The organism is Peribacillus saganii, assembly GCF_003429095.1.
GTDB classification, from domain to species: domain Bacteria; phylum Bacillota; class Bacilli; order Bacillales; family DSM-1321; genus Peribacillus; species Peribacillus saganii.
Genome location: NZ_QVTE01000065.1, coordinates 1 through 13,084, shown reverse-complemented (window position 1 = coordinate 13,084; position 13,084 = coordinate 1). Strand labels below are relative to the sequence as shown.

Below are 13,084 nucleotides of genomic sequence, written 5' to 3'. Positions count from 1 at the left end.
GGGGTTTAATTATGACGACTGAAAACCAATGCCTGATCGAAGAGTATGAAATCACACCATACACTCTTTTGCTCATGCCCATCCAGTACGGAAGCAAAACTTACACACGAATCTATGAATTAAACGAAGAATTCATTTCTCCTTTCAGGCCTTTGGACATTATTAAGAAAAGTTGTCAATATTTTGGAAGTTCTTATGAGGGCAGACGAGAAGGAACGAAAAGGCTTATTAAAATTACCCACAAAGCACCAATAGCAATTGATCCCACGAGTTCTATCTTCTTTTTCCCGACAATTTCTCCATCACGTCCTCAATGTGTATGGCTTGCCCACGAACATATTTCCTCATACAGCCGGAGTGGGGCGGCAGAAACATCCATAACGTTCCGAAATCAAAAAAGTATTAACCTTCCTGTTTCCTTTAGTTCATTTGAAAACCAGCTGCTGAGGACAGCGCATTTGAAAACTACTTTGGTTCAAAGAATCGCTGAGACGGAGCGAAAATCGTTCTATATGTTTCACCGCAAGAAAACCGAAGCATAAATTAAATAAAAGTTTATCTTAGACTAGGTAAACAGATGGGGGTTGAAAATATATACTCTGCCAAATAATGTTCTAAAAATAGATTGATTATGTAAAAACATGAGCGTACCTGTCACCGGGGAACGCTTATTTATGTTTTAGCCTTTTAATTAGGTAATACCCAAGCAATTCCTCCACTTTATTCCGCAGACGAGGGTTGAAATAGTTATGGTGCTCTTCATATCCCCGATAGATGAAGGAGAACATAGTAAATGCCTCATCACGGTTTACTTCGGTTACTTTAATATTCTCACTCCTTAAGTACCTTCTTGCTTCAGCCAGTTCTTTCTGGACAACCGTTAAGGCTTCTTCTACAAGGTCAAGGTAAGGCTGCCGCAATTTGAACGGACTTTTCTCAAAAACTAGCCTGTCCCGGTTCAGGATTGTGATTACCATGGGCAGATAAATGGCTTGTTCAATTATGTTCCGGTCTTTCTCAGGGATACGTGTCATCTAAAAACCTTCTCTCAAATAAGAACGTACGTTCTTATTCTATCGTAATAAAAATTTGCTTAGTGTGCAACCTGTTTATATAGGAAAAAAGCAAATGTCCAATTTACTTCAGAAATAGATTAATCGGCAAACCGAAGGGGAAAGGGATTAGTAACACTAAAATATAATCTCTTGCTTTGTAATTGGCGGGGATACATGTAAAATAAAACGGAGGCCAATTTTTAAAAAGGGTAATAAGTATAACTGTTTTAAGAATTTCAGATGTCTAGCTGCAGTGCCCGGAAAATTTTTTCCGCAGGAAAATAAAGTCCCGACGCAACATGACGTGCTAGTGCCGGTGTCGCCAAGGACAGGAAATCCTCGGCAGCAGTACATTGTGCGAAACAAAGCCGTTTTGTGAGAATGTACTGGTGTCGATGTTGATTTGTTAGGGGACTTCCGCTGTGCTTACTAGATAAGAAAGTATAACTTTTTTAACAAGTTTGAATGTCTAGCTCCAGGCTTTTCTTACAATGCTATTAATATGTCAAGGAGATCATGATGGATTTTGATGCAATACGCGAATGGATGACACTAGAAAATATAATGGAAATTATTCAGCAGTACCGGTCACTGGGCCCCATCCCAGGTATATTATTGCCATTGCTGGAGGCTTTCTTGCCTTTTTTGCCTCTGTTTGTGTTCGTAATGGCAAATGCCAATGCTTTTGGGCTGTGGATTGGCTTTTTAATATCCTGGCTGGGATCAGTGGCAGGAGCCCTTCTTGTTTTTTTGATTGTGAGAAAGTACGGACAGCAAAGGCTCCTTTCTTTTCTGCAAAAAAACAGGCAGGTAAGGAAGCTGATGGAATGGGTGGACAGGCATGGTTTTGGTCCTTTGTTTTTATTGCTCTGCTTCCCGTTTACTCCGTCAGCTGTAGTCAACGTAGTGGCTGGACTCTCTAAAATAAGCCCCTTGCAGTACGCTCTCGCTGTAACAGCAGGGAAGATGGTTATGATTTTTACAATTAGCTTTGTTGGGTATGATATTTTTTCGCTTATTCATAAACCGCTCAGAACGGCTTTAGTTCTGCTGATAATTTTTGTTCTATGGTATGTTGGGAAACAAATTGAAGTAAGATTGAATAAGAGTGGTCAAAGAGAGAGAGGCTGACATAAAGTCAGCGTTTTTCATGTCAGGGATTTTCAATATATTCTTCTGTGAAAATCGTTCAGAAAAAAACGCGCAAGAAACATTTGGAAGCTGCGGATTTTTCGAAAACTAGTGGAAGCTTACATTAGGATGCGGGTTTAGGACGGTGAATAAGTAAAACAGGGGGACTCTCGAGTCAGCCGTTCTTCCTCTTATGATGGGGGCAAATAAAAATGGGACAGAAACGAACAACACCTGTAGGAGAATGGGTAAAAACTGCAATTATACTATTTGTCTTATTTATCTTCATTCGTACGTTTTTATTTTCCAGCTATGAAGTTGAAGGCGACTCAATGAAACCAACGCTTCAAAGCGGAAATAAGCTTGTGGTGAATAAAATCAGTTATCAGCTGGCTGATATCAAACGTTTCGACGTCATTATTTTTCATCGAAAAAAAGAGGATTATGTTAAAAGGGTGATAGGGCTGCCCGGAGATAAAATTACCTATGCCGATGATCATTTATTCATAAACGGAAATAGATACCGGGAAGAATATCTGGAAAAGACTGAACGCCCAGTTCTAGGACAAAAGATGACAGGAGACTTTACGCTGCAGGAATTGACAAGCGAGGAAACTGTTCCTGAAGGTGAATTATTTGTAATGGGGGATAACCGTCTTGTTAGCCTTGACAGCAGACATTTTGGATTTGTACCGATCGACAAGGTAGTTGGACGAGTGGACGCGAAATACTGGCCGCTGGGAGAATTTAATCTGGAGATGTAACGAGTCGAGTTTGTTGAAAAAGAAGTATTGCTTATTTTTATCGTGAGCCACTTCATCGAGAATATCCTTAAAATCCCTATGGAAAACAAGCGGAAACTCTGTCAGGGTAGACAGGGTTTTTATTTTTGTAAAATAAGAAAGAATTCCTGTTTGAACATATACTAATGTCCAGCTTAGCCTCAAAGGGTGTTTGCGTCTTTCTTTTTTAAACATAATAATATGAAGAAAAACACGACAAATAATAAGGGATAATGTTAAAATAGTAAATGAGAACAAACGTTCTTTAAATTTCTGGAAAGCCCTCCTTGATTATGAAACCTAATGGGAGGTTCTGTTATGATAGAAATAGAATTATAGAACAAAAGATACATTGCAAAGGGGGGCGACTCGATGGCACTTCAGTTTTTATTAGGAAAGTCCGGTACAGGAAAAACAACTGCGATTCTTAATGAGATTCGTGAAAACCTATTCGAAAGTCCTGCAGGAAACCCAATCATTTATATTGTTCCTGAACAGATGACGTTTTTATCTGAACATAAATTACTTGCAACACCGGGATTAAGTGGAATGATCCGTTCTCAGGTACTCAGTTTCACCCGGCTTGCATGGAAAGTGCTTCAGGAAGTTGGAGGGATGAACCGGATTCATCTGGACAGCACTGGCGTGAGCATGCTGATCCGGAAAATTATGAATGATAAAAAGGACGATCTGAAATTATTCGCGCGTTCCTCTGAAAAGCAGGGCTTTCTTGCACAGATGGAAGAAATGCTGACAGAGTTCAAGCGCTATTGTGTTAAACCGGAAGAGATTAGAAGTTTCTTAGGGAATAATGATAATGAAGGAGCACTTGGGGATAAGCTCCATGATCTTGAAATGATCTACCAGGCATTTGAAGATGAGCTGGCCGGGAAGTATCTTGATTCAGAAGATTACTTCAGGCTCCTTGGTGAAAAAATTCCTTTTTCTACATTTATTTCGTCCGCTGACGTTTATATAGATGGCTTCTATAGCCTTACTCCACAGGAACTGCTAATTGTTGAAAAACTGATGAAACATTGTAAAAGCGTTAAGGTCGCCCTTACGCTGGACAAGCCATTCAGGCAGATGCCGCCTGACAGCCTCCATCTTTTCAGGCAAACAGGCAATACGTATTACAGCATATACGAAGCAGCACAAAGGCTTGGTGTTGAAGTTGGCGATGATCTTGTCATGGAAATACCTTTAAGATTCGCTGAAGCGCCAGCACTTATTCATCTTGAAGAGAATTTCAATGTAAGGCCAATTCGCGAATATAGGGGTGAGACTGCAGTTACTGTTACACAGGCTGTTAACCGTCGTGCTGAGGTTGAAGGAACAGCCCGTTCCATTCTGAACCTGGTACGAGATCAAAATCTTCGCTTCCAGGATATAGCGATTTTGCTCCGGAATGGTGAAGCGTACCATGATATTATCCAGACAATTTTTAGAGACTACCGGATTCCCCATTATATCGATGCCAAACGGACAATGCTGAATCACCCGTTAATTGAACTGATCCGTTCTGTACTGGAAATACTTGTGACTAACTGGCGTTATGAGCCTGTTTTCCGGGCCATTAAGACAGAGCTGCTTTTCCCCATCTCCCGCAGCAACGGGAAAATAAGGGTTGCTGTTGACCGGATGGAAAACTATGTTCTATCCAGAGGCTTAAAAGGAAGCCAATGGACATCAAAGGACAGATGGACCTATAGGAGAATAAGAGGGATTGAGTTTGAAGATAGAATTCAAACCGATAGAGAAAAAGAAATAGAAAACGAATTAAACGACTTGAAGAACCTGCTTACAGAACCGATTATCAGACTATCGAAACGGTTAAAACGGGCTGTGGACGGCAGGGCTTTTTGTGAAGCTTTATACGTGTTCCTCGAAGAATTGCATATTCCTGAAAAACTGGAGAAACTCAAGCTGGATGCCGAAGATGCAGGGGATTTGCTGCTCGCGAGGGAGCATGAGCAGGCGTGGGATGAAGTTTGCGGATTACTTGACCAATTTGTCGAAATGCTTGGTGAGGAAAAGCTTACTATTCAAAAATTTTCCTCGGTACTGGAGGCCGGATTGGAAACAATGAAGTTTTCACTAGTTCCTCCTGCTATAGACCAAGTAATCGTAGCAAACCTTGATCTTTCGCGTTTGGACGATGTGAAGGCTGTCTTTGTAATTGGATTGACAGAGGGAGTATTGCCTGCGAAATTATCTGCCGAAGGAATTTTTTCCGATGGGGACAGGGAATTTTTGATCAGCAGGGGAATGGAAGTAGCTGCGAGTTCAAAAACAAAACTGCTGGATGAAGAATTTACTGCCTACAAGGCGTTTATGACGGCTTCCCAAGCATTATACCTTTCTTTTCCGCTCGCAGATGAAGAGGGGAAATCACTTCTTGCTTCCTCGTATATCAAGAGGGTAAAAGATGTGCTGCCTGACAAACAGGAATGCACTTATCTGAATGACCCTTCTGATCTGTCACCTGAGGAACAGGCTTCATTTGCAGTGAACCATGATGTAGCATTGTCTTATTTAACCGCGCAGCTTCAATTGAAAAAGAGGAATTATCCAATCCACCCTTTATGGTGGGACGTATACAATTCGTATATAAAAAATCCCGCTGTATCAGGTATGGCTCACAGAGTCCTTTCAAGCCTGTTCTACCAAAATAGGGCCAACAAGCTTAAACATGATACGAGTAAAAAGCTGTATGGTGAAAATATTTTGGCAAGTGTCTCACGAATGGAAATGTTCAATAGCTGTGCTTTTGCACATTTTGCCGCCCATGGCTTAAAACTGAGGGAGCGAAAAATTTTCAGGCTGGATGCTCCGGATATTGGTGATATGTTCCATGCTGCTCTAAAGGTCATTGCAGAACACCTTAATGCAAACAGCATCCCGTGGTCCTCATTGACAAAAGAACAGTGCATCCATCTTGCAAAAGCAGCTGTCGATACGCTGGCACCCAAATTGCAGAACCAAATTCTGTTAAGCACCAATCGCCATCATTATTTAAAACGGAAGCTTGAAAATGTAATAGCACGTGCCTCCCTTGTCTTAAGCGAACATGCCCGTTTAAGCGGTTTTGCCCCAATTGGACTTGAGCTTGATTTTGGACTGGATGGCAAGCTGCCGCCGCTTTCGTTCCAGCTAAAGGATGGAACGAAAATGGAGCTTATTGGGAGGATCGACCGAGTAGATAAAGCCGAGGAACAGGATGGCACTTATTTAAGGGTCATTGATTATAAGTCCAGCGAGAAAGAACTGAATGTTAGTGAAGTCTACTATGGGCTTTCCCTGCAAATGCTTACGTATCTTGATATCATTATTACCCATTCACAAGCCCTTATTGGCAAAGAAGCGTTCCCTGCGGGAGTACTTTATTTCCATGTCCATAACCCGGTTGTTAAAAGCAATGGCATGCTTGGGCTTGATCAAATAGAAGATGCGATTTTTAAGGATTTCAAAATGAATGGACTTATTCTAGGAGACCCGAAAGTGATTCAAATGATGGATGCCACATTGAATCCAAACCAGGCAGGAAGTTCTAATATTATTCCAGCTGGATTTAAGAAAGATGGCACGATCAAAAGCAATAGCAAAATTGCAAGCAAAGAGGAATTCGCTTCGCTTAATCAGCACGTCCGCCGATTGTACAATACTGCGGGAAACAGTATCGTGGATGGCATTGTCGATATTGCACCATACAAGCTGAAGGATAAAATCCCATGCACTTTCTGTTCCTTTAAGTCGGTTTGCCAATTTGATCAATCATTGGAAGACAATAAATTCAGAACACTGACTTCCCAAAAAAAGTCGGACATTCTGGAATTAATCAGGAAGGAGGCCGGGAATTAATGAGTAAGACAACTGTACCGCAGATGCCGGCAAATCTTACTTGGACAGAGGCTCAGTGGAAGGCGATTTGGGCCAAGGAACAGGATATTCTGGTTGCTGCGGCTGCCGGATCGGGGAAAACGGCCGTGCTCGTCAACCGGATCATTCAAAAAGTTCTTTCTCAAGATGATCCAATTGATGTTGACCAGCTGCTTGTCGTTACGTTTACAAATGCATCCGCTGCAGAGATGCGCCACCGGATAGCGGATGCACTGGAAACGGCAATAAATGAAAATCCCCATTCCCAGAATTTGAGAAAGCAGCTCAGCCTGATTAATAGAGCTTCTATTTCTACCTTGCATTCTTTTTGCCTGGAGGTAATCAGAAAATTTTATTATCTGACTGATATCGATCCAGGCTTCAGAATTGCCGATTCGACCGAAGGGGAGCTTTTGAGGGACGAGGTTCTGGAAGATGTGTTTGAAGAGCATTACGGCGAGGAACAGAATGAACGTTTCTTTAAGCTGGTTGATGCATTTTCGAGTGATAGAAGTGATGAAACACTGCAAACAATGGTCCGTACTTTACACGATTTTTCAAGGTCTCATCCAAACCCGCATCAATGGCTGGACGATTTGGTTAACATGTATGAATTGGGAGAAGACATGTCTATTGATTCACTGCCCTTTATTCAATCCTTAAAGTTTGATATCAGCCTGCAGCTGGATGCGGCTGCTGATTTATTGAATCAGGCAATGGAACTAGCGAGACAGCCTGGGGGCCCTGCCCCGCGGGTGGAAAACTTTAACGAAGATCTTGAAATTGTCAGCCGGCTGAAAGATGCCGGAAGCATATCGTGGGACGCATTGTACCAGCATATGCAATCCTGGAAGTTTTCAACCGCAAAGCGTTGCTCCGGAGAACATTTTGATAAAGAACTGGTGGATTTCGCCACGAAGCTAAGAAATAAGGCTAAAAAAATACTGGAGAATTTGAAAGCAGAACTTTTCTCGAGAAGTCCAGAAAGCTATCTGCAGGATATCAGGGAAATGAGGGTTTTTGCAGAAACACTTGTAATGCTAGTTAAGCAGTTTGATCGGGCATTTTCAAGAGTAAAGGCTGAAAACAATCTGGTTGATTTTTCAGATTTGGAGCATTACTGCCTTCAAATCTTAACGGCAGAAGCAGATGGGCTGGAGCGCTTTCCCTCGGCAGCCGCGATGGAATATCGCAGCCAGTTTAGAGAAGTTCTTGTGGACGAATACCAGGACACTAATCTTGTACAGGAGTCCATTCTCAAGCTTGTTACCTCTGATGGTGAGTATACAGGAAATTTGTTTATGGTGGGAGATGTGAAGCAATCGATATACCGGTTTCGGCTTGCTGAACCTAATTTATTTTTAGGGAAATACGGAAGATTTTCTTCAGCCGGTGAGGATACTGGGCTGCGTATAGATTTAAACCAGAATTTCCGAAGCCGAAGAGAAATACTTGAGGGAACGAATTTCCTTTTCAGGCAGCTGATGGGGGTTACTGTAGGTGAAATTGAGTATGACAAGGATGCCGAATTGAAGAAAGGTGCCGATTATCCCGAGGAACAGCCACACCCAATTGAACTTTATTTAATTGACAATGCTCAGCAGGAAAAGGAAGCGGAGGATAGCAGTTCAGGGGCTGATAGTTTAACTGAATCGTCTGAATCAGCATTTGAAACGGAAGAGCTTGAAAACGCTCAGCTGGAAGCCCGGATGATGGCAAAGATAATCAAAAAGGCAATTGCTGAAAAACATCCAATTTACGATTCTAAGACGAAAAGATACCGCTCTATAGCCTACCGGGATATTGTTATCCTATTGCGATCCATGCCATGGGCACCACCGATTATGGAAGAGTTTAAAAAACAGGGAATACCTGTGTATGCCAATCTTTCCTCCGGTTATTTCGAGGCAACGGAAGTAGCAATTATGATCTCCCTTCTAAAAGTGATTGATAATCCGCAGCAGGATATTCCGCTTGCATCAGTCCTCCGTTCTCCAATTGTGGGACTGACCGAGAATGAAATGGCACAGATCCGTCTGTATCATTCTGGCACCTACTTTGAGGCGCTTGAGGTATTTTGCAAGAAAGCCAGCATGGAAGAGGATGCGGAACTCTATAACAAGGTTGATTCGTTCAGCAAAAAGCTGGCACGCTGGAGGACAGTTTCACGGCAGGAATCTCTATCAGAGCTGATCTGGCTGCTGTTTAGAGAAACACTTTTTTATGATTTTGCGGGAGGAATGCCTGGAGGGAAGCAGCGCCAGGCTAATTTAAGGGCGCTGTATGACAGGGCAAGGCAATATGAATCCAGTTCTTTCCGGGGCCTATTCCGCTTCCTGCGTTTTATTGAAAGAATGCAGCAAAGAGGAGATGACCTTGGGGCAGCAAGGGCACTAGGTGAACAGGAGGATGTAGTCCGGATCATGACAATTCATTCCTCGAAGGGCCTTGAATTCCCAATGGTAATTATCGCCGGATTATCAAAACAATTTAATATGATGGATTTAAATAAGCCTTATCTGCTAGATAAGGAATATGGATTTGCCGCTAAGTATGTAAATCCGGATTTGCGAATCACATATCCATCCCTCCCGCAATTGGCATTCAAACGGAAAAAACGGCTTGAATCGATTGCTGAGGAAATGCGAGTCCTTTATGTAGCCCTTACCAGAGCGAAAGAAAAACTTTATTTGATTGGTACATTAAAGGATGCGCAAAAAAGTATTGAAGGCTGGAGCCAGCATTTACAGGAAAAGGAATGGCTCTTAAAAAACCATATAAGGGCAGGAGCAAAAAGCTACATGGATTGGATTGGTCCATCGATCATCCGGCATACAAGTGCAGGTGAAATGCTTCAGGATACTAATATTATGAATTCAGGAAATGAAGAAGTTTTACGGGATCCTTCCAGCTGGAGCTTGGCAGTTATACCGGCTGATGAACTAAAACAGCTTGAGACTGAAGAGGAACAAAAGCAGGAAGCTATGCTTCAGGCGGTTAAAGAGGCCCTTCCCGTTTCTGTAGAGTCTGAGTATAAAGAAACAATTCAATATCAATTAGAATGGAATTATCAGCATGCTGATGCTTCGGCTCACCGGTCAAAACAATCCGTTTCGGAGTTGAAACGGCATGCAGAGCTGCGGGATGAAGCCAGTTCAACGGATTTACTGAGGAGGTTTAAACGCCCAATCCTAACCCGTCCGGTGTTTATGCAGGAAAAGTCACTTACTCCCGCTGAACGAGGAACAATCATGCATTTGATCATGCAGCATCTCGATCTGCGCAACCCGATAGATGAAGTAGCAATTTTGGAGCTTATCCATGATTTAATTAAGCGAGAACTGCTTACAAAGGAACAGGCTCTAGCGGTAAATGCAGAAGTAATCAGTATGTTTTTTGCGACAGATCTTGGCAGGAGATTGCAAAATGCCAAGGAAATCAAGCGAGAGGTTCCATTTACAATGGCTGTCGCAGCGAGAGAAGCATACAGCGACTGGCAAGGCGGAGACGAATTTATAATCGTTCAGGGTATTGTTGACTGCATTTTTGAAGACGAGCAAGGCATTGTGCTGCTCGACTATAAAACGGATACGATAACCGGGCGTTTTCAAAACGGATTTGAAGGAGCAAAGGAAATCCTTGCAGATCGTTATCGAGTTCAAATGCAGCTTTATACAAGAGCCATCGAAGAGATATTAAAGAAGAAAATTACGGAACGTTATCTGTTTTTCTTTGATGGTGCACATCTGTTAAAAATATAGTTTAAAAAGCGCGATCCAGGATGATTCTGGATCGCTTTTTTGAGTGTCTCTATTAATTGCAGACTGAATTATGTTAAAATAGGTTTAATTAAGAAAATTCAAATAACGGAAGGTGAATGTTAATGAATGTGCCGTTAGTGCTGACTGATTTTTTGGACAGGGCAGTTTCAATTTATGGCAAAAAGAAAGCGCTTTATTGTGACGAACGTTCTTTTACATATCAGGAGTTAAATGAAAGAGTGAATAAGCTATCGCATGGTCTTCGAGCGTTGGGCATTGAAAAAGGGGAACGCGTTGCCTATTTAGCTGGCAATACAATCGAAATGCTCGAGGGCTTTTATGGGGTTTTTCAGCTTGGAGCAATTATGGTTCCGCTTAATATAAGGCTCAAGCCGGAAGATTATTTATTTATCCTGAACCATAGCGAATCCAAGGTACTGCTCGTAGATCAAGATCTATATCACCTCATCCTTCCAATTAAAAACAGGCTAACAACTGTCCAGCACATTATCGTTCACTATAAAGAAAAGGACAATCAAGAAATCAATTACGATGAGTGGATTGATATTCAGCCGGAAACAAAGTTTAACAGGGCTGAGCTTGATGAAAATGATATTTGTTCCCTGCTTTATACGAGCGGAACAACTGGAAATCCAAAGGGTGTCATGCTGACACACCGCAATAATTATCTGCATGCCTTTGGAGCAATGCATCATTTAAGGGTCAGTGACAGGGATGTCTACTTGCATGTTTTGCCTATGTTCCACGTAAATGCCTGGGGAGCGCCATTTTATTATACACTTAACGGGGCAGCACAGATTTTCCTCCGCAAGGCAACGCCCCAAGCCATTTTTAACCTAATTGCTAAGCACGATGTGACTGCTATGCATATGGCTCCAACCGTCTTAAATTCACTGCTTCAATATTATGAAAAAAATATGCCTGAAATTGATTCAAAGGTAAGAGTTGTTATTGCAGGGTCGGCACCTCCTCCTGCCTTTGTGACAAGAGTTGAGAATGAATTGGGCTGGGAGTTTATCCAGGTATATGGGATGACAGAATCGGCTCCATTAAGCCTTGTGTCAACAATTCATGGGCACCTGTCCCACCTTCCAATACAGGATCAATACAGGATGAAGGCCAAGGCAGGGCATTCGATGGTTGGAAGTAATGTTAAGGTTATTAATGATTATGGTGATGAGGTGGCCCATGATGGAAAGGAAATTGGTGAAGTCGTTGTAAGAAGCCATGGGGTGATGAAGGGTTACTGGAAGAATGAGGAAGCGACTATGGAAACAATCAGAAATGGCTATCTTCATACCGGTGATATGGGAACTGTAGACCATTATGGAAACATTGATATTGTAGACAGAAAAAAGGATATCATTATTTCAGGCGGTGAAAACATTTCCTCGATTGAGGTGGAAGGAATTTTATATGAGCATCCAGGTGTACTGGAAGCAGCAGTGATTGCAGTTCCACATGAAAAGTGGGGAGAGACTCCGCACGCCTATGTTGTGATGCGGGAAGGACATGATCTAACAGAACAGGATATCATTGCATTTTCACGTGAAAAGTTGGTGCATTTTAAAGCTGTAACAGGAGTTACTTTTGTAGATGAACTTCCGAAAACGGCCTCTGGAAAAATCCAAAAGGTTCATTTGCGTGACGAATACTGGAAGATACAAGGAAAATCAGGACGGTTTGTCAACTAAGCCTGACAACAGGAAAGTAGACTATTGTTAACGCTACTAGATAGGTTAGCATTAATGCATCACATAAAACAGCCTGCCGATGAAAATATCGGCAGGCTGTTTTTACAGTTCATTTAAAACTGTACCAAATATATCAAATTCAGGTGTTGGAAGAGAAGCTTCCAAGGATAATATTTTCGTCTGATCCTGATCACCCGGACTGAAGATAGCTTCGTCGTTCTCTTTGTTCCATTGGAAATAGATCGTACTCATCGTAAATCCTCTCCTTTGGTAAGAATCCTTGACAGCTTATCTTTTGGGCTATTAGAGATAAAAACTAACGCTGGTCACCCGGACTGAAGATAGCTTCATCATTTTCTTTGTTCCATTGGAAATAGATCGTACTCATCGTAAATCCTCTCCTTTGGTAAGAATCCTTGACAGGTTATCTTTTGGGCTATTAGAGATAAAAACTAACGCTGGTCACCTGGACTGAAGATAGCCGCATCATTTTCTTTGTTCCATTGGAAATAGATCGTACTCATAGTAAATCCTCTCCTTTGGTAAGAATCCTTGACAGCTTATCTTTTGGGGCTATAGAGATAAAACTAACGCTGGTCACCCGGACTGAAGATAGCCGCATCATTTTCTTTGTTCCATTGGAAATAAACATTACTCATCGTAAATCCTCTCCTTTGGTAAGAATCCTTGACAGCTTATCTTTTGGGGCTATAGAGATAAAAAACTAACGCTGGTCACCTGGACTGAAGATAGCTTCATCA

General features: G+C 42.0%; 8 protein-coding genes. 6 read left to right on the top strand and 2 right to left on the bottom strand.

The window, feature by feature from the left end:
* Positions 1–11: 11 nt before the first annotated feature.
* Entirely contained in the window at positions 12–542 is a 531-nt protein-coding gene (locus D0469_RS19625; protein ID WP_117328414.1) for a competence protein ComK, read from the top strand.
* 126 nt (positions 543–668) lie between these two features.
* Here the strand turns inward: D0469_RS19625 and D0469_RS19620 are convergent, their stop codons facing one another.
* Positions 669–1,034, bottom strand: coding sequence for a hypothetical protein (locus D0469_RS19620; protein ID WP_117328413.1), 366 nt, complete (start codon positions 1,032–1,034; stop codon positions 669–671).
* A 540-nt stretch (positions 1,035–1,574) separates the two neighbouring features.
* On the opposite strand from D0469_RS19620, the gene D0469_RS19615 reads away from it, so the two are divergent.
* The 5 genes from D0469_RS19615 (at position 1,575) to D0469_RS19595 (ending at position 12,323) form a co-directional block, all read left to right on the top strand.
* Complete coding sequence (locus D0469_RS19615) at positions 1,575–2,186, top strand: TVP38/TMEM64 family protein (protein WP_117328412.1); 612 nt, start codon at positions 1,575–1,577, stop codon at positions 2,184–2,186.
* Between the two features lie 212 nt (positions 2,187–2,398).
* Positions 2,399–2,950, top strand: a complete 552-nt coding sequence (gene lepB / locus D0469_RS19610; RefSeq protein ID WP_117328411.1) for a signal peptidase I — start codon at positions 2,399–2,401, stop codon at positions 2,948–2,950.
* Positions 2,951–3,340: 390 nt separating this feature from the next.
* The gene (gene addB / locus D0469_RS19605; protein ID WP_117328410.1) at positions 3,341–6,829 is read left to right on the top strand and encodes a helicase-exonuclease AddAB subunit AddB; all 3,489 of its coding nucleotides are present in this window, start codon (positions 3,341–3,343) and stop codon (positions 6,827–6,829) included.
* Positions 6,829–10,608 carry a helicase-exonuclease AddAB subunit AddA gene (gene addA, locus D0469_RS19600; RefSeq protein WP_117328409.1) on the top strand — a complete coding sequence of 1,260 codons (3,780 nt, stop codon included), beginning with the start codon at positions 6,829–6,831 and terminating at the stop codon, positions 10,606–10,608. The genes addB and addA overlap by 1 nt, the downstream gene beginning before the upstream one ends.
* A gap of 122 nt (positions 10,609–10,730) precedes the next feature.
* Positions 10,731–12,323 carry a long-chain-fatty-acid--CoA ligase gene (locus D0469_RS19595; protein WP_117328408.1) on the top strand — a complete coding sequence of 531 codons (1,593 nt, stop codon included), beginning with the start codon at positions 10,731–10,733 and terminating at the stop codon, positions 12,321–12,323.
* A 102-nt stretch (positions 12,324–12,425) separates the two neighbouring features.
* Here D0469_RS19595 and D0469_RS21270 read toward each other — a convergent pair whose 3' ends face one another.
* Positions 12,426–12,575 (bottom strand): hypothetical protein, encoded by a 150-nt coding sequence (locus tag D0469_RS21270; protein ID WP_158553602.1) that lies wholly within the window; start codon positions 12,573–12,575, stop codon positions 12,426–12,428.
* Between the last annotated feature and the right edge of the window lie 509 nt (positions 12,576–13,084).